Origin of the sequence: Microbispora sp. CSR-4 (genome assembly GCF_008033685.1) — a bacterium.
Taxonomy (GTDB): Bacteria; Actinomycetota; Actinomycetes; order Streptosporangiales; family Streptosporangiaceae; genus Microbispora.
In genome coordinates, this window is sequence record NZ_VJVX01000025.1 from 54,587 (window position 1) to 70,865 (window position 16,279).

17 protein-coding genes are annotated in these 16,279 nt (G+C 69.7%); 4 read left to right on the forward strand and 13 right to left on the reverse strand.

Annotated elements, in window-relative coordinates; genetic code table 11:
- Window positions 1-110: 110 nt before the first annotated feature.
- On the reverse strand, window positions 111-752 hold the full coding sequence (locus FLV34_RS19605; protein ID WP_142649565.1) for a TetR/AcrR family transcriptional regulator C-terminal domain-containing protein: 642 nt from the start codon (window positions 750-752) through the stop codon (window positions 111-113).
- Between the two features lie 75 nt (window positions 753-827).
- Here FLV34_RS19605 and FLV34_RS19610 point away from each other — a divergent pair, with 75 nt between their 5' ends.
- Window positions 828-1,253, forward strand: coding sequence for an ester cyclase (locus FLV34_RS19610; RefSeq protein ID WP_142649566.1), 426 nt, complete (start codon window positions 828-830; stop codon window positions 1,251-1,253).
- Between the two features lie 231 nt (window positions 1,254-1,484).
- On the opposite strand, the gene dnaB is transcribed toward FLV34_RS19610, so the two are convergent.
- Window positions 1,485-2,852 carry a replicative DNA helicase gene (gene dnaB, locus FLV34_RS19615; RefSeq protein WP_185949022.1) on the reverse strand — a complete coding sequence of 456 codons (1,368 nt, stop codon included), beginning with the start codon at window positions 2,850-2,852 and terminating at the stop codon, window positions 1,485-1,487.
- A gap of 290 nt (window positions 2,853-3,142) precedes the next feature.
- Between dnaB and FLV34_RS19620 the strand changes: the two genes are divergently transcribed.
- Entirely contained in the window at window positions 3,143-4,471 is a 1,329-nt protein-coding gene (locus FLV34_RS19620; protein WP_147943748.1) for an MATE family efflux transporter, read from the forward strand.
- A gap of 1 nt (window position 4,472) precedes the next feature.
- Here FLV34_RS19620 and FLV34_RS19625 read toward each other — a convergent pair whose 3' ends face one another.
- From FLV34_RS19625 to rpsF, 7 genes are all read right to left on the reverse strand, one after another.
- Window positions 4,473-5,216: an amino acid ABC transporter ATP-binding protein gene (locus FLV34_RS19625; protein ID WP_142649568.1), complete on the reverse strand. Its 744-nt coding sequence runs from the start codon at window positions 5,214-5,216 to the stop codon at window positions 4,473-4,475.
- Window positions 5,213-6,238: an amino acid ABC transporter permease gene (locus FLV34_RS19630; RefSeq protein WP_261985837.1), complete on the reverse strand. Its 1,026-nt coding sequence runs from the start codon at window positions 6,236-6,238 to the stop codon at window positions 5,213-5,215. The genes FLV34_RS19625 and FLV34_RS19630 overlap by 4 nt, the downstream gene beginning before the upstream one ends.
- The gene (locus FLV34_RS19635) at window positions 6,235-7,116 is read right to left on the reverse strand and encodes an ABC transporter substrate-binding protein (protein ID WP_147943749.1); all 882 of its coding nucleotides are present in this window, start codon (window positions 7,114-7,116) and stop codon (window positions 6,235-6,237) included. The genes FLV34_RS19630 and FLV34_RS19635 overlap by 4 nt, the downstream gene beginning before the upstream one ends.
- A 179-nt stretch (window positions 7,117-7,295) precedes the next feature.
- The gene (rplI, locus tag FLV34_RS19640) at window positions 7,296-7,742 is read right to left on the reverse strand and encodes a 50S ribosomal protein L9 (protein WP_142649570.1); all 447 of its coding nucleotides are present in this window, start codon (window positions 7,740-7,742) and stop codon (window positions 7,296-7,298) included.
- 19 nt (window positions 7,743-7,761) lie between these two features.
- Window positions 7,762-7,998, reverse strand: coding sequence for a 30S ribosomal protein S18 (rpsR, locus tag FLV34_RS19645; protein WP_076439843.1), 237 nt, complete (start codon window positions 7,996-7,998; stop codon window positions 7,762-7,764).
- Window positions 7,999-8,085: 87 nt separating this feature from the next.
- Window positions 8,086-8,622, reverse strand: coding sequence for a single-stranded DNA-binding protein (locus FLV34_RS19650; RefSeq protein WP_142649572.1), 537 nt, complete (start codon window positions 8,620-8,622; stop codon window positions 8,086-8,088).
- Window positions 8,623-8,724: 102 nt separating this feature from the next.
- A complete protein-coding gene (gene rpsF / locus FLV34_RS19655; RefSeq protein WP_142620127.1) occupies window positions 8,725-9,015 on the reverse strand; it encodes a 30S ribosomal protein S6 in 291 nt (96 codons plus the stop codon).
- Window positions 9,016-9,286: 271 nt separating this feature from the next.
- Here rpsF and FLV34_RS19660 point away from each other — a divergent pair, with 271 nt between their 5' ends.
- A complete protein-coding gene (locus FLV34_RS19660) occupies window positions 9,287-9,532 on the forward strand; it encodes a hypothetical protein (protein WP_240971726.1) in 246 nt (81 codons plus the stop codon).
- A gap of 55 nt (window positions 9,533-9,587) precedes the next feature.
- On the opposite strand, the gene FLV34_RS40575 is transcribed toward FLV34_RS19660, so the two are convergent.
- Entirely contained in the window at window positions 9,588-9,764 is a 177-nt protein-coding gene (locus FLV34_RS40575) for a hypothetical protein (RefSeq protein ID WP_168066207.1), read from the reverse strand.
- 185 nt (window positions 9,765-9,949) lie between these two features.
- On the opposite strand from FLV34_RS40575, the gene FLV34_RS19665 reads away from it, so the two are divergent.
- Window positions 9,950-10,741, forward strand: coding sequence for a deoxyribonuclease IV (locus tag FLV34_RS19665; RefSeq protein WP_142649575.1), 792 nt, complete (start codon window positions 9,950-9,952; stop codon window positions 10,739-10,741).
- A gap of 43 nt (window positions 10,742-10,784) precedes the next feature.
- On the opposite strand, the gene FLV34_RS19670 is transcribed toward FLV34_RS19665, so the two are convergent.
- The 3 genes from FLV34_RS19670 to FLV34_RS42555 all read right to left on the reverse strand — a co-directional run bounded on the left by FLV34_RS19670 (window position 10,785) and on the right by FLV34_RS42555 (window position 16,269).
- Entirely contained in the window at window positions 10,785-12,020 is a 1,236-nt protein-coding gene (locus FLV34_RS19670) for a glycosyltransferase 87 family protein (RefSeq protein WP_147943750.1), read from the reverse strand.
- Window positions 12,021-12,134: 114 nt separating this feature from the next.
- The gene (locus tag FLV34_RS19675; RefSeq protein WP_142649578.1) at window positions 12,135-13,502 is read right to left on the reverse strand and encodes a glycosyltransferase family 87 protein; all 1,368 of its coding nucleotides are present in this window, start codon (window positions 13,500-13,502) and stop codon (window positions 12,135-12,137) included.
- 103 nt (window positions 13,503-13,605) lie between these two features.
- Window positions 13,606-16,269, reverse strand: coding sequence for a transglycosylase domain-containing protein (locus FLV34_RS42555; RefSeq protein ID WP_187280671.1), 2,664 nt, complete (start codon window positions 16,267-16,269; stop codon window positions 13,606-13,608).
- Window positions 16,270-16,279 lie beyond the last annotated feature (10 nt).

The window sequence follows — 16,279 nt, forward strand, 5'->3', positions numbered from 1 at the left end:
GCTCTCCTCCCCGGCGACCCGCCTGGGTGACTGCCGGCCTGCGCCGGACGGTGACCGGGCCGCCGGTCCGCGCCCGACGTGGCGTGTGCGCCGCACCCCGAGGACGCCGCCTATCGGGAGGCTTTGCGGAGAGCACCGGGCCCGAGGCCGTCGAGCAGGGCGTCGAGCGCGCGGTCGAAGCGCTCCTGATGGTCCTGCGGGCTGCCGAGCCCGGCGCGCACCGCCTCGGCCAGCACGGGATACTCCCCCGGGTCGAGGCTCTCCATCACACCGGCGACGTCCGGTTCGCCGTGCCCCGGTGTGCTTCCGGCCTCGGCCAGCGTGTGCCCCACCACGAACGTCGCCACCGCGTTGACGAGCCGAAGCCCCTCCAGCGCGCCGAACCCCTCGTCCCGCAGCACGGCCGCCATCCGTTCCACGGTCGCCAGGCCGCCGGGCGCGAGCACCGGCCGGGTGGCGACCAGCGGCAGCAGGGCGGGGTGCGCGAGCAGCTCCCGCCGGATCGCGACCGCGAAGGCGCGCAGCCACTCCCGCCACGGGCCCACCGGCTCCACCGTTACCCGCGAGACCGCCATGTCGATCAGCCCGTCGAGGACGGCGTCCTTGTTCGGCACGTAGTAGTAGAGCGTCATCGCCTCCACGCCCAGCTCCGCGCCGAGCTTGCGCATCGACAGCGCCGCGATGCCCTCCCTGTCGACCAGGGCCAGCGCGGCGGCGAGCACCTTCTCCTTGGACAGTCCCGCTCTCGGCATCGGTCCTCCACTTGACGTCTCTTACGGCGTAAGAATATCGTTCTCTTACGCCGTAAGAAAAGAAGGGGAGCAATCATGAGCACCGCCGCGAAGACCGTCGTCCAGGGCCTGTTCGACGCCATCAACGACCGGAGGCTGGGCGACCTGCGCCGCTACATGACCGACGACGTGATCGACCACAACAAGGTGATCCACGGGGAGCCCGACGAGCCGGGCGCGGCGTTCGACGCGATCGCCCAGCAGCTCGACGCGTTCGACCCCTTCCACCTGAAGGTCGAGGAGATGATCGGCGAGGGCCACCGGGTGACCGCGCGGCTGACGATGACGGGGGTGAACTCCGGCTCCCACCCGCGGATGCCGGAGCCCACCCACCGTTCGTTCACGGTCGAGGCGATCTTCATTCTCACGTTGCGGGAGGGGAAGATCTCCGAGATGCGCGCGGTGAGCGACCGCCTGGGCATGTTCTTCCAGCTCGGCTGGGACTGGCCCGAGGTCGACTGACCTGTGTACGGCCGTCAGGGGCTCGCCGCGGCCCGGCCGCCGAACGACTCGCCGTCCGTGCCAGGCCCGTGGCCCACGGCCTCGATCAGGCCGTCCCGGAGGGTGACGGCGTCGAGCAGCCGGAGACCGTCGAAGACCTTGACGTTGACGATCGTCGTGGTGCCGGATGGGTTGTCATGATTCCTCGCGACCCATACGACATAACACGAAATCGAACAAATGATCAGGAAGCTAGTGCGTCGCCATGTCCACGAAGCGGCTGTAGTGACCCTGGAACGCCACGGTCACCGTGGCCGTGGGGCCGTTTCGGTGCTTGGCCACGATCAGGTCCGCCTCGCCCGCACGCGGCGACTCCCGTTCGTACGCGTCCTCCCGGTGCAGCAGGATGACCATGTCGGCGTCCTGCTCGATCGAGCCCGATTCACGTAGGTCCGACACTTGCGGGCGCTTGTCCGTACGCTGCTCGGGGCCACGGTTGAGCTGGGAGATCGCGATGACCGGCACCTCCAGCTCCTTGGCCAGCAGCTTCAGCGCACGGGACAGCTCCGAGACCTCCTGCTGACGGCTCTCGGTCTTCTTGGGCGAGCTCATGAGCTGGAGATAGTCGACGATCACGAAGCGCAGGTCGTGACGCTGCTTCAGGCGGCGGCACTTGGCCCGGATCTCCATCATCGACATGTTCGGGGAGTCGTCGATGAACAGCGGCGCCTCGGCGACCTCGCCCATCCGGCGGGCCATCCGCGTCCAGTCGTCGTCGCTCATCATGCCCGAGCGCATCGTGTGCAGCGCCACCCGCGCCTCGGCGGACAGCAGACGCATGGTGATCTCGTTGCGCGACATCTCCAGCGAGAAGATGACCGTGGTCATCCCATGCTTAATCGCCGCAGATCGGGCGAAATCCAGACCTAGGGTGCTTTTTCCAATCGCCGGGCGGGCGGCCACGACGATCATCTGGCCGGGGTGGAGGCCGTTGGTCAGGGCGTCGAGATCCTGGAAACCGGTCGGGACGCCGACCATCTGGCCGCCGCGGCTGCCGATGGCCTCGATCTCGTCGAGGGCCGACGGCATGATCTCCGACAGCGGGAGGTAGTCCTCGGAGGTGCGGCGCTCGGTGACCTTGTAGATCTCGGCCTGCGCGCGGTCGACCAGGTCGTCGACCTCCTCGCCCTGGCCACCGTAGCCGTAGGAGACGATGCGGGTGCCGGCCTCGATGAGGCGGCGCAGCACGGCCTGCTCGCGGACGATCTTGGCGTAGTAGCCGGCGTTGGCGGCGGTGGGCACGATCGCGGTCAGCGTGTGCAGGTAGGCGCCGCCGCCGACCCGGGCGACCTCGCCGCGCTTCTGCAACTCGTCGAAGACGGTCACCGAGTCGGCGGGCTCGCCCCGGCCGTACAGGTCGGTGATCACCTCGAAGACGATCTGGTGGGCCGGCCGGTAGAAGTCGTCGGCGCGCAGCACCTCGATGACGTCGGCGATGGCGTCCTTGGACAGCAGCATGCCGCCCAGCACCGACTGCTCGGCCTCGATGTTGTGTGGCGGCGTCCGCTCGAACGTCGAATCGGAGCCTCCGGGTCCCCCCGGGAAGTCGAGCACGCTCACCCTCACACCCCCTGCCCAGCGGTCACAGCAACCCCAGCCCGGGGCGCAAGTCTCCCCAACCCCGGGGCCGGGCGGCAACTTGACCAGTGGACAACCCTGTGGACAACGTGTGCAGTCCGCTCCCCCGACATGTGAAAAGCCTGGGGACGACCCTGTGGACAGCGGTGTGACCACGTCGGCGAAGACCGCCGCCACCTGGGATTTCGATATCCACGGCCTGTGGAGGAAAGAAAGTCACCGGAGATTTCGATACCGATCGAGCATGGCTCAGTAAGCCGCAAAATAGGCTTATGCCACTTACCTCTGGGACCGGACACGGCCGTGCCCATGACAGGGAGATCCTCAGGCTCGCGATCCCGGCATTCGGGGCACTGGTGGCCGAGCCGCTCTTCCTGCTCACCGACTCCGTCATCGTCGGCCACCTCCCCGATCCAGCGCTCGGCGCTCTCGGCGTGGCCAGCGCGGCCCTGTCGGCCCTCGTCGGGCTGTGCGTGTTCCTCGCGTACGCCACCACCGCCGCGGTCGCACGGAGACTGGGGGCGGGGGACGTCAGGCAGGCGATGCGCCAGGGGATGGACGGCCTGTGGCTGGCCGCGATCATCGGACTGGCCGTCGGTGTGGTGTGCTGGCCTCTTGCTCCGTTTATCGTACACCTGTTCGGAGCGACCGGCCAGCTCGCCGCGCAGGCCGTCACCTATCTGCGCATCAGTCTCCTCGGCACCCCCGGCATGCTGCTGGTCCTCGCCGGCACCGGCGTGCTGCGCGGGCTGCAGGACACCCGCACGCCGCTGGCCGTGTCCATCGCGTCGTTCGGGCTGAACGGGCTGCTGAACATCTGGTTCGTGCTCGGCCTCGGCTGGGGGATCTCCGGATCGGCCTGGGGCACGGTCGTCGCGCAGTCGCTGGCCGCCGCGACCTACCTCGCGCTGGTCGTGCGGACCGCCCGTGCGCACGGCGCCTCGCTGCTGCCCGACCTCGCCGGTGTGCGGGCCGCCGGCGCCGCCGGGTTCGCCCTGGTCGTCCGTACGGCATGCCTCCAGGCCGTGCTGCTCGTCGCCACCTCGATCGCGACCCGGATGGGCGACGACCAGATCGGCGCGCACACGATCGCCGCCCGCATCTGGACGTTCCTCGCCTTCGCGCTCGACGCCATCGCGATCGCGGGGCAGGCCATCACGGGCCGCGCGCTGGGCGCGGGCGACGTCACGGGCGCCCGCGAGGCCACCAGGCGCATGGTGATGTGGGGTGTCGGATGCGGCGTCGTGTTCTGCGCGGCCGTCCTGCTCGCGCGCCCGCTGGTGCCCGCCCTGTTCGACGCACACGGCGAGGCGGCCGCCGAGCTGCTCTCCGTGCTGTGGCCGGTCGCGCTCCTGCAGCCGGTCGCGGGCGTCGTGTTCGTGCTCGACGGCGTGCTCATCGGGGCCGGCGACCAGCGCTACCTCGCCTGGGCGGGGCTGTGGACGACGCTGGCCTACCTGCCGTTCGCCGCCGTCGCGGGCACTCTGGTGGCCCTGTGGCTCGCGCTCGGCGTCTGGATGACCGCCCGGCTCGTCACGCTGGCCCTCCGCGCGTACGGCACCGCCTGGATGGTCACGGGCGCCTCACGGACGGCCGCCTGACTCACATGCGGCGGGCCTCCAGCACGCGCTGGAGGAACGCCTGCGTGCGCGGATGCTCGGGCGCGCTGAAGATCTGCTCGGGCGGGCCGCTCTCCAGCAGCACGCCGCCTTCGAGGAAGCACACGATGTCGGCGATGTCGCGGGCGAAGCCCATCTCGTGGGTGGCCAGGATCATCGTCATCCCGGCCTCCTTGAGCTCGCGGATCACGCCGAGCACCTCGGTGACCAGCGTGGGATCGAGCGCTGAGGTGACCTCGTCGAGCAGCAGCAGGCGGGGATCGGTCGCGACCGCGCGGATGACCGCGACCCGCTGCTGCTGGCCGCCGGACAGCCGGTCGGGATACTCCCCCGCCTTGTCGGCCAGCCCGAACCGGTCGAGCAGCTCGCGCGCCCGCGCCTCGGCCTCCTCGGGCCGCACGCCGTGCACCTTGCGGGGCGCGAGCGTGATGTTGTCGAGCACGGTCATGTGCGGGAACAGGTTGTACGCCTGGAACACCATGCCGATGCGGCGGCGCACGTCGTCGGGGTCGGCCCGCACGTCGGTGATCTCGGTGCCGTCCAGGTGGATCGCGCCGTCGTCGATCGTCTCCAGCAGGTTGACGCAGCGCAGCAGCGTCGACTTGCCCGAGCCGGACGCGCCGATCAGGCAGACCACCTCGTGCGGAGCGACCTCCAGGTCGATCCCGCGCAGCACGCTCAGCCCCTGGTAGTGCTTCCAGACGCCCTCGACCTTGAGCAGGCTCATGCCGTGCCGCCTCCCGTCTGGCGCCGGGCCGCCCGCGCGGCGAGATGGTCGGTGAACCGGGCCATCGGCACCGTCAGCAGGATGAACAGCAGCGCGGCCACCAGGTAGGGCGTGAAGTTGAAGTCGAGGTCCTTGTGGATCTGCGCCTGCCGCAGCGCCTCCAGCGGGCCGAGCACGGAGACCAGCGCGGTGTCCTTCTGCAGCGAGACGAAGTCGTTGAGCAGCGGCGGGATCACCCGGCGGACGGCCTGCGGCAGCACCACGTGACGCATGGTCTGGCCCTGCGTCAGCGCCAGCGATCGCGCCGCCGCCCGCTGGCTCGGGTGCACCGACTCGATGCCCGCCCGGAACACCTCGGCGACGTACGCGCCGTAGGACAGCACGAGCGCGATGATGCCGAGGGTGACCGGGTCACTGGGTGCGCCTTGCAGAGCGAGTGCCGGAATGCCGAACCCGACCAGATAGATGAGCAGGATGGTCGGGATGCCGCGGAAGACGTCGGTGTAGATCACGGCCAGCGCGCGCAGCGGGAAGAACACCGGTGAGCGCAGGCCGCGTACCACTGCGACGAGGAGCCCCAGCACGAGGATGAACACCTCGGCGATGAGGAACATCTCGATGTTGAGCACGAAACCACGCAGCACGTCGGGCAGCGCGGCGACGAACGCCTCGGGGCTGAGGAAGGTCTCCCGCACCCTCGGCCACCCCGGCGACGAGGTGATCCCGACGACGAGGGCGACCACCACGACGATCGTGGACGCGGTCGCGACGGAGACGGACCGCCGTGCCCGGCCGCGCAGCTCCGCCTCCCGGCGGAGCTGGCGCTCGCTCTTCACCCATACGGGTGACTCCCCGCGTCCGGGGCTTCCCACCGGCGCGGCGGCCTCCGAGGGCAGCGACGTTCCCCCCGGCTCGGCCCGCAGATCCCCCTCCCGCGATCCCGCGGCCTCCGGATTCCCCGCCGGCGACTCCGCGGCCTCGGGTTCTGCCACGGGCGAGCCGGCCGCCTCTCCTTCGGTCACTTGAGCTCCGGCGCGCCCGCGGCGGCGGTCAGCCACTGGCTCTCGATCTGCGCCAGCTCACCGGACGACTTCAGCTCGCCGAGCGCCTTGTCGACGCAGCTCACCAGCGGGTTGCCCTTCTGGAACAGCAGGCCGAACTCCTCGGGCTCCCCGGCGTTCGCGTCGAACTGCCCGACGATCTTCGAGCCCTCCACCTGGGCGGCGGTGACGTAGAAGGCGGTCGGCAGGTCGACGACGATGGCGTCGATCTGCTTGTTCTTCAGCGCGTTGACCGCGTCGACCTGCTGGTTGAACACGCTCGGGTCCTTGGAGGGCTGGATGACCGACCGCACCGCCTCCAGCGCGGTGGTGCCGGCCTGCACGCCGATCTTGGCGTCCTTGAGCTCGGCGAGGCTCGTGGCGGAGGCGAACTTCGTGCCGTCGAGGGCCACGACGCCCTGCTTGACCGTGTAGTAGCCCTGGCTGAAGTCGACGGCCTTGGCCCGGCTGGGGGTGATCGAGATCTGGTTGACGTCGAAGTCGAACTGCTTGGGCCCCGGGGCGAACGACGAGTCGAACGGCACGACCGCCCAGGTGACCTCGTCCTTGGTGAATCCCATCTTCTCGGCCACGGCGTAGGCGACCGCGCTCTCGAACCCCTGCCCGTTGGAGGGGTTGTCGTCCTTGAACCACGGCTCGTACGCCGGCTTGTCGGTGCCGATCGTGAGCTTGCCGGGGGTGATGAGCTTGAGGCTCTCCTTCGCGCACGCGTCCGCGGCGGCGGAGCCGGCCGGGCTCGCGGCGGCGCTCGCGGTGGTGGAGGTGTCGTCCGCCGGAGCGCAGGCGGCGGCCGCCAGCACGAGAGCGCCGGACGCCAGCAGGAGTGAGGGACGGCGCATCGCAGCCTCCATCGAGGGGTGTTTCCACGAAATCCGCTGAATCGGACGGCAAGATACTAGCGTTCCGTATAACCCCTGTTGACCTGAGGGGAATCACTCCTCGCCGGACGGCCCGCAGAACCGCGAAGGGCCCCTCTCCGGCGTACGGAGAAGGGCCCTCGACGGAACTGCGACGGGTGTCAGCCCGCGACCACCTCGACGTCGATGGTGGCGGCGACCTCCGGGTGCAGCCGGACGCTCACCTTGTGGGTGCCGACGCTCTTGATCGCGTTGCCGATCTCGATGCGGCGGCGGTCGAGCTGCGGACCACCGGCGGCCTTGACGGCCTCGGCGATGTCGCCGGTCGTGACCGAGCCGAACAGCCGGCCCGACTCGCCCGCGCGGGTCGTGAGGCGCACCTTGAGGGCGCCGAGCTGGCCGGCGACCTCCTTGGCGGAGCCCAGGTCGCGGATCTCGCGGGCGGCGCGCGCCTTCTTCAGCGAGGCGACCTGCGACTCGGCGCCGCGGGTCCAGCGGATGGCGAAGCCACGAGGAATGAGGTAGTTGCGGCCGTAGCCGTCCTTGACCTCGACGATGTCGCCGGGAGCGCCGAGGCCGGAGACCTCAGTGGTGAGGATGAGCTTCATTTGTCCTGAGTCTCCTTTCTCAGCGCGCGGTGCTCGTGTACGGCAGCAGGGCCATCTCACGAGCGTTCTTGATAGCGGTCGCCACGTCGCGCTGGTGCTGGGTGCAGTTGCCCGTCACCCGGCGAGCACGGATCTTGCCGCGGTCGGAGATGAACTTCCGCAGCAGTCCCGTGTCCTTGTAGTCGACGTAGGAGATCTTGTCGTGGCAGAAGAGGCAAACCTTCTTCTTGGGCTTGCGCACTGCCGGCTTCGCCATCGTGGTGCTCCTCTCAGAGCCCCGCATGAAGCGGGAATGGTCGCTCGGTTGTGTTTACGGTGGTTGGGACCGGAAGGCCCCGGTGACCTAGAAGGGCGGTTCGTCGCTGAAGTCGCCGCCGAAGCCGCCGCCGCCCTGCGGGCCGCCGCCGAAGCCGCCGCCACCGCCGGAGCCGTAGCCCCCCTGCGGAGCAGGCGCCGCGGTCGCCCACGGGTCGTTGGCAGGTCCGCCGAAGCCGCCGCCGCCACCGCCCTGGCGCGAGGTCTTGTTGACCTTCGCCGTGGCGTTGCGCAGCGAGGGGCCGACCTCGTCGACCTCGACCTCGTAGACCGTGCGCTTCTCGCCTTCCTTGGTCTCGTACGACCGTTGGCGCAGCCGTCCCTGGACGATCACCCGCATGCCGCGCTGGAGGCTCTCGGCGACGTTCTCCGCCGCCTGCCGCCAGACGTTGCAGGTGAGGAACAGGCCCTCGCCGTCTTTCCACTCGTTGGTCTGCCTGTCGAGGAACCGCGGAGTGGACGCGATGCGGAACCGGGCCACGGCCTGCCCCGTCGGGGTGAAGCGCAGCTCCGGGTCGTCGACAAGATTGCCGACGATCGTGATCTGGGTGTCGCCTGCTGCCATCGGTCGCTTTCGCCTTCCTATCCCGTCAGCTGAGCCGTCAGAGGCTCAGAGTACGGCCCGGGCCCGACAAATCGCCGGGCTTCGGGGTGCTGCCAGTGAAGCTCAGTGGAGCTCGGGGCGGATGACCTTGGTGCGGAGGATGCCCTCGTTCAGGTTGAGCTGGCGGTCCAGCTCCTTCACGGTGGCAGGCTCGGCGGTCAGGTCGACCACGGCGTAGATGCCCTCGGACTTCTTGGCGATGTCGTAGGACAGGCGGCGACGGCCCCAGACGTCGACCTTCTCCACGGTGCCGCCGTCGTTGCGGACGACGCTGAGGAACTGGTCGAGCGACGGCTGCACGGTGCGCTCGTCGAGGGACGGGTCGAGAATGACCATCATCTCGTAGCGACGCATGTGTGATCCAACCTCCTCTGGACTCTTGCGGTCACGACGCCTTGCCGTGACAGGAGGACCCTGCGCCTCGCGCCGGGAGGCATGCCCCCCGGCCCTTATCAGACGCAGTCGAATAAGGCTATCAGCCACTTGGCCCCACCCGGCCCGGAGAGTGAAACTGGAGGTCGGAGAGGGGGTAGGCGCGATGCGAAACACCATCGGCCGAAAAAGAAGAAGCCCCGGTCACTTCATACTCGACACGGACGGCAGGCCGCACCCGCGGGAGAACGCGATGACGATCGCGACGCTCGTGTGCGGCCTGGTGGCGTTCGTCACGGGCTTCATCGTGGCGGCCCACATGATCGCGTCGTGGGTGGGCGCGGTCGGGTTCTGGGGCGGGCTGTACGCCCAGTTCGTCTCGTCGACCACCAGACAGCGGGCGCTGATCATCGTGGGGATCGTGGGGTCGTTCGTCGGCGCCGCGCTGGGCATCGCGCACGGGGGCTTCTTCCCCCGCGGTTTCTCGCTGCGCAACTGACGCCGCGCGACCGACGCGTGCACAACCGACACCTGCGCACCTGGCCTGTGACCGTTCAGCCGCCGATGTGCAGGTCCACGCCGAGCAGCACGAGGAACCACAGGAAGACCGCGATCAGCGCCTGGGCGACCTGCTTGAGGAGCGTGGGGGTGATGTAGTCGTGGAGCCAGGCCACATAGAGGCCGACGAGGATGTAGATGAGAAGGACGAAGCTGCCTAAGCGATATCTCATGCTCGTCTCCTTGACGACGAAGTAGTATCGCGCGCGGGTCTGGGGGGCGCGTGCACACGCGACTGCCCTGTTTCGCACGCTTGAAACAGCGCGCCCTCTTGAAACGCTCTTGGAGAGCGCCTAGAGTTCGCCCCTCGCGTCCGGCGGCCTCGCGATCAGGCAACAAGCATTGGTGGAGGAACGGCATGGACAGCCACAACGGCGCCCGCCCGCGGATCGGAGCCCACGTCGACCAGGACGATCCGCTGGCGCACGCGGCGGCCCGCGACGCCGACGTGGTGCAGTTCTTCCTCGGCGATCCCCAGGGCTGGAAGGGCCCGGTGACGCCCGCCACCGCCGACGCCCTGCGCACCTCGGACGTGGACGTCTACGTGCACGCGCCGTACGTCATCAACGTGGCCACCGCGAACAACCGCATCCGCATCCCGAGCCGCAAGCTGCTCGATTCGCATCTGAAGGCGGCGGCGGCCATCGGCGCCAAGGGCCTGATCGTCCACGGCGGGCACGTCAACGCGGGCGACGACCCGCAGACCGGCTTCGACAACTGGCGCAAGGTCTTCGAGCGCACCGAGTGCCCGATCCCCGTGCTGATCGAGAACACGGCCGGCGGCGGCAACGCGATGGCGCGGAAGCTGGAGCGCATCGCCCGGCTGTGGGACGCGGTGACGGCGGGGGCGCCGGACCCCTCGGTCGTCGGCTTCTGCCTCGACACCTGTCACTTCCACGCGGGCGGCGAGGAGCTCGCCGGCCTCGTGGAGCGGGTGAAGGCGATCACGGGCCGCATCGACCTCGTGCACTGCAACGACTCGCGCGACGCGTTCGACTCCGGGGCCGACCGCCACGCCAACCTCGGCAACGGCCAGATCGACCCCGAGCTGATCCTGGAGGTCTGCCGGGCGGCCGGGGCGCCGATCGTGGTGGAGACGCCGTTCGAGGGCCAGGCCGACGACATCGCGTTCCTGCGCAAGCACCTGTAGCCGTTCGTCCACACCCTGTGGATAACTCTGCGGATTGAAAACGTCAGGAAGCGGGTACAGGCGTCTGAACGCCTCGCTCGTCCCGCACCCCCGCGGGCCTGCGCGTGGCGCGCCACAACTGCACGTACGACGTGACGGCCGCGGCGAGGAAGACGAGGTTGCGCAGGACCAGCACGAGCGTCCCCGGCAGGGTGCCCGTCCAGCTGTAGTCCAGCTCGATCCAGGGATACATGACGCCCGTCAGCAGGGCGGCGACCATGACGAGCAGGGCGGCCGGCCGCTGCGTCGGGCCCGGCCGGTCGCGCCGCACCGACAGGATGACGGCGGCGATGCCGATCACCCACACGAGGTACTGCGGTGACAGCACCCGGCTGGTGGCGACCAGGAAGAGCACGGTCGTGAGAGCGGCGTCGTAGTACGACCGGGGGCTGGGGGCCGCGCGCAGCCACCACAGGCCGATCAGCGCCAGCGCCACGGGCGTGGCGGCCAGGCTCACCATCGTCGCGACGCCCACGCCGCCGCCGACGGCCTCCATCGCGCCGTGCCGATAGGTGGTGTAGCCGTCCCACCAGCCGAGGGCCCGGGCGAGCGCGAACGGCGTGGCGGCGAGCGACTCGATCTGCAGCCCGCGCTTCTCCTGTGCGGTCAGGAAGTCCAGCGCGTGCGGCATCGTCAGGGCGGCCACGCCGCATCCCCCGACCGCGACCGCGACCGTGAGCCACGACGCGGTCAGCAGCTCGCGCCACCGCCGCAGGCCGGCGAGCAGCGCGACCGGCCAGACCTTCACGAGGAGCCCGGCGCCGATGAGCGACCCGCGCACCACCGGGTTGGCCGACGCCGTCAGCGCGAGCACCGCCACGAGCGTGACCATGAGGTCATAACGGGAGACGAGCACCGGGCCGAGCAGGGCCGCGCCCACCGTCCACGCCCACGGCCCCGTACGGCTCCCGCCGCGCCGGCCGGTGGAAAACCACCAGACCAGGAACAGGATCGCGAGGTCGCACAGTGCCGCCAGCAGATAGAAGGCGACGTGGTAGCCCAGCGGCAGCAGCCGGGGGGCGAGCAGCGGCAGCGCCGCGAACGGCGGGTACTGCCACTTCTCGTCACCCGCCGGGAACTGTCCCTCCGCCAGGATCTCGGACCAGTGGCGATAGAGGGTGACGTCGTTCCTGAACGCCACGCCGTGCCCGGTCGGGATGGTCTGGGTCGCGACGAGGAGGAGCATCACCCTGGTCACGACCCACACCAGCAGCAGGAGCCATGGTGGCCTCCGGCGCATCGTGTCTCCCCCGTTCGTCGCGGACACTCTCACGCGACGCTACGCGATGCCTCCGCGCGGACGGCTCGGAACCGCGCCGCGACGGGCGCGAAATCCGATGTAAGTTTCACGGCTTCACACCGTCTCCGGCTGCTGCCGCACCCCTCGCGAGAGGAGCGAACGGCGCAACACGAGACGGTCCTCGGCGTGATCGAACACCCCGCCCGACGGGTCGTCGACCTCTCCCTGGCGGATGACGTCGTGCTCGGGCCGCAGGATGTCGCGGACGACGAGCGCCATGAGGATGACGATGGTCAGCGCCCGGGCCCAGACCGACAGGAAGTAGGGGTCGTCGCCGATGCCCTCCCCGGCGTGGTCGGGATACTGGGTGATCAGGTAGAGCCAGATGGAGAAGAAGTACCAGCACTCGGCGACCTGCCAGGCGGCCAGCGCCCCCCACCTCGGCCTGGCCAGCACCGCGAACGGCACCAGCCACAGGACGTACTGCGGCGACCAGACCTTGTTGGTGATCATGAAGGCGGCCAGGGCGAGGAAGCACAGCTGCATCAGGCGCGGGCGGCGCGGCGCGGCGAGCGCCAGCACAGCGACGCCCAGCAGGAGCACCGCCAGCGCGGCCATGGCCATGGTGTTCAGCTTCTCCGCGTCGCCGAGAAAGGCCAGGAAACCGGGCCTTTCCATGCCGAACCACTCGGTCTTCTGGAAGAAGAACCACAGCCCGCCCCAGTCGGCGCCGCGCTCGCTGCTGAACGCGTAGAACTTCTCCCAGCCCTCGAAGTTGACCAGCATGATCGGCACGTTGACCAGCAGCCACGCGCCCGCGGCCCCGGCGAGGGTCTTGAGGAACGGCACCCACTTCGCCGTACGCACCGTGAGCAGGAACAACGCGCCGAAGAACATCAGCGGGTAGAACTTCGTGGCCACGGCGAGGGCCAGCAGCACACCCGCCAGCCACGGCCGGTTGCGGGCCCAGGCCAGCAGGCCGCCCAGCGCGAGGGCGCCGGCGGCGAGGTCCCAGTTGATGTACGCGCAGAGGATGACGGCCGGGCCGACGGCGTACCAGAGGGCGTCCCAGCGGCGGGCGGGACCGGCGAGCGCGGCCATGAGCAGCACGCCCACGACCAGCGCGATTCCCATCAGGATCACGGTGACGTCGTAGAACACGACCCCGTCGCCACCCGCGAGGCGGCGGGCGAACTCCATGATCCCGCCGATGCCCACCGGGTATTCGACCGGATAGTCGACGTACGGGATCTTGCCCTCGTTGAGCTTCTCGGCCCAGAACAGCGGATAGATGTCGGTGTAACAGAAGTTCGTGAACTGCCCGACGCCGCCGTTCCAGGCTCCGCCGAACCGGCAGGGATATTTCCACAGGTACGCGAGAACGGCGCCGAGCCCCGCGAGAAGCCCGAGAGGCAGGTACGGCACCGCCCGCGCGGCGACCCCGGGCAGCGGGGCGGAGTCGTTCGTGGTCCGGGTCGTCATGCTCGGTATTGCACCATTCAACGCCTCGGCTTGGCGACTCCGCGCGCCGAAGGGGCCCGCGGCGGGAGTCGCCGCGGGCCCCTTCGGGACGCCGGATCGCGGATCAGGCGCCGCTGCCGTTCCTGCCGTTTCCCGACCCGGTCGGGAGCGCGGCCGGGGGCTGGTTGATGTTCAACGGGACGTCGTCGCCGCCGGGGCCGCCGTCCGAACCGCCCGGGCCCCGGTCGTCGCCGAGGCCGTCGCCGCTGTCACATCCCGGGCCGCCGTTGAAGCAGCCGCCGTCGTCGGGGAAGTCGGTCGGGAAGTCCGTCGGGAACCCGGCGTCGTCCGGCTCCGGGCTGGGCGTCGGCGTCGGGCTCGGCACGATGTTCTCCGGGCTGCCCAGCCCGGCCTTCTGCGGGAACTGCTCGACGGGCTTGCCCGCGAGCGCCTCCATCATGAAGTTCCGCCAGATGGTGGTCGGGTAGGTCGCGCCTTCGATGCCGGCGCCGAGCGATATCTCACGGGGCTTGGAGTAGGGATTGTTCGGGCCGTACTTCTTGCTCTTCTTGCCGCCGGGGGTCTCCGGGCAGTTCGCGTAGATGGGCTGGACGATCTTTCCCGACTTGGTGACGCACTGCTCGCGGTACATGCCGACCGCGGTGGAGATCTGCGGGGTGAAGCCGACGAACCACGCTTCCTTGTTGTCGTTGTTCGTGCCGGTCTTGCCGGCGGCCGGGCGGCCGATGCCCCTGCCCGCCGCCGTACCCGTCTTGAGGACCTCCTCCATCGCCGCCACGGAGTCGGCCGCCGCCTCGGGCGTGATCACCTGCTTGACCTCACGGCGCTCGGCGAAGACGACCGCCTTGTCCTTCCGGACCTCCTTGACCACGTGGTAGTCGACGTGCTTGCCCTCGTTGGCGAAGATCGAGTAGCCGGCGGCCTGCTCGACCGGGGTGACCAGGGCGCTGCCGATGGAGAACGCGTACTTGTGCTCCTTGACGTCGTCCTCCATGCGCTGCTTGCCGAGCCCGGCCTCCTCCGCGATCTGCTTCACCGCGCTGAGCTGCCCGATCGTGCCGTTCTCCTCGTCCAGCTTGTACGCCATCGAGGCGAAGGCCGTGTTGACCGAGTCGGCGGTCGCCGTGATGACGTTGATCGCGTTCCCCACGTTGTGGCTGTTGCCGATGGGCTTGGTGCCGGGGAGCTCCTCCGGCACCGTCTTGTTGCCGGGCACGAAGCTGTTCAGGCTGTGCCCGGCGTCCAGCCAGGCGGCCAGCACGTACGGCTTGAACGCCGAGGCGGCCTGCTTGTAGGAGTCGAACGGTTCGTTCCAGTTGTCCTTGACGTAGTCCTCACCGCCATAGAAGGCGAGCACCCGTCCGTTCTTGGGGTCCACTGCGGCCAGACCGGCGTGGATCTCCTTCGGCAGGCTGGCGGTGGTGCCGATGACCGCCTTCCTGGCGGCCTGCATGAGCTTCTTGTCGAAGGTCGAGACGATCTTGTAGCCGCCGCTCCTGACCTGGTCGGGCGGCAGGTTCATCCGGGTCTTCAGCTCCTGCAGCACCTGGACGACCATGTAGCCCTTCAGGCCGCCCAGCTCGTTGCTGTTGCGATCGGGAACCGTCTTGGGGAACTTGGCCGTGCCCGGCAGCTTGCCGTACTTGGCCGGGTCGAGCCTCGCCATGGCGTTGACGACGTCCTTGAACCGGCTCTGCAACCGCGGGGAGTCGGCGTCCAGGGCGGGCGTCTGGATGCGCGCGGCGAGATAGGCGCCCTGCTCCACGGTGAGCTGTTCGACGTGCTTCTTGAAGTACGCCTGCGCGGCGGCCTCGATGCCGTACGCCCGGCCGAAGGGCACCGTGTTGAGGTACTGCAGGAGGATCTGGTCCTTGGTCATCGACTTGTCGAGCTTGACCGCGACGAAGATCTCCTTGATCTTTCGCTTGATCGACACTTCCTGGCTGAGGCCGTCGTAGTAGTTGCGGGCCATCTGCTGGGTGATGGTCGAGGCGCCCTGGAGCTGCTGCCCGGTCGCCGTCATGTAGACCGACCGGATCATGCCGGGGATCGAGATGCCGCTGTCGGTCCGGAAGGTGTCGTTCTCGATCGCGATGACGGCGTCCTGGACGTGCCGCGGCACCTTGTTGATGTTGTCCAGGATGACGCGCGGGGTGCCCACCTTGGCGATCAGCGTCTTGCCGTCGTTGTAGTAGATGGCGCTGCCCTGGGCCACGGCCTCCGCCTGCGTCGCCTCGGGCACCGGGGTGTTGGCGTAGGCGACCGCGATCATGCCGAAGGTGCCGGCGGCCAGCACGGTGAAGGCCGCCAACAGGATCTTCCAGCTCGGGACGAAGCGCCGCCAGCCCGTACGGCGCGGCTTCTCGTCGTCCTCGTCGAAGTCGTCGAAGTCACGCGGATCCCGGGGGCCGCGCCCGCCGGGCCCACCCGGACCACCGGGTCCACCGGGTCCACCGGGTCCACCGGGTCCACCGGGGCCGCCGGGTCCACCGGGGCCGCCGGGGCCGCCGGGGCCGTGGCCACCCCGGCCCGGGGGCCTGCGGCGGCGGCCGCCGGTCTGGATGGCCTCGGTGCGCTGCTCGTCCCCCCGGGGATCGCGGCCGTCGCGGGGGAATCCGCCCGTCGGCATGCCCATCGCCTGGGTGCGCTCGTCCGCGCCGGGACGGCCGGGCCTGCCAGGGCCCACAGGACCGCCCGGGCCACCAGGACCGCCGGGGCCGGCCGCGTAGCGCGGGTCACGGTCCATCGGCGGGCGTCCGCCGCCCACCGGTCCCCGG

What these genes read in the sequence shown, in the direction of transcription:
- FLV34_RS19605 (WP_142649565.1), bottom strand. Translation starts at nt 752, where the DNA reads ATGCCGAGAGCGGGACTGTCCAAGGAGAAGGTGCTCGCCGCCGCGCTG.
- FLV34_RS19610 (WP_142649566.1), top strand. Translation starts at nt 828, where the DNA reads ATGAGCACCGCCGCGAAGACCGTCGTCCAGGGCCTGTTCGACGCCATC.
- FLV34_RS19620 (WP_147943748.1), top strand. Translation starts at nt 3,143, where the DNA reads ATGCCACTTACCTCTGGGACCGGACACGGCCGTGCCCATGACAGGGAG.
- FLV34_RS19625 (WP_142649568.1), bottom strand. Translation starts at nt 5,216, where the DNA reads ATGAGCCTGCTCAAGGTCGAGGGCGTCTGGAAGCACTACCAGGGGCTG.
- FLV34_RS19635 (WP_147943749.1), bottom strand. Translation starts at nt 7,116, where the DNA reads ATGCGCCGTCCCTCACTCCTGCTGGCGTCCGGCGCTCTCGTGCTGGCG.
- rplI (WP_142649570.1), bottom strand. Translation starts at nt 7,742, where the DNA reads ATGAAGCTCATCCTCACCACTGAGGTCTCCGGCCTCGGCGCTCCCGGC.
- rpsR (WP_076439843.1), bottom strand. Translation starts at nt 7,998, where the DNA reads ATGGCGAAGCCGGCAGTGCGCAAGCCCAAGAAGAAGGTTTGCCTCTTC.
- FLV34_RS19650 (WP_142649572.1), bottom strand. Translation starts at nt 8,622, where the DNA reads ATGGCAGCAGGCGACACCCAGATCACGATCGTCGGCAATCTTGTCGAC.
- rpsF (WP_142620127.1), bottom strand. Translation starts at nt 9,015, where the DNA reads ATGCGTCGCTACGAGATGATGGTCATTCTCGACCCGTCCCTCGACGAG.
- FLV34_RS19660 (WP_240971726.1), top strand. Translation starts at nt 9,287, where the DNA reads ATGACGATCGCGACGCTCGTGTGCGGCCTGGTGGCGTTCGTCACGGGC.
- FLV34_RS40575 (WP_168066207.1), bottom strand. Translation starts at nt 9,764, where the DNA reads ATGAGATATCGCTTAGGCAGCTTCGTCCTTCTCATCTACATCCTCGTC.
- FLV34_RS19665 (WP_142649575.1), top strand. Translation starts at nt 9,950, where the DNA reads ATGGACAGCCACAACGGCGCCCGCCCGCGGATCGGAGCCCACGTCGAC.
- FLV34_RS19670 (WP_147943750.1), bottom strand. Translation starts at nt 12,020, where the DNA reads ATGCGCCGGAGGCCACCATGGCTCCTGCTGCTGGTGTGGGTCGTGACC.
- FLV34_RS19675 (WP_142649578.1), bottom strand. Translation starts at nt 13,502, where the DNA reads ATGACGACCCGGACCACGAACGACTCCGCCCCGCTGCCCGGGGTCGCC.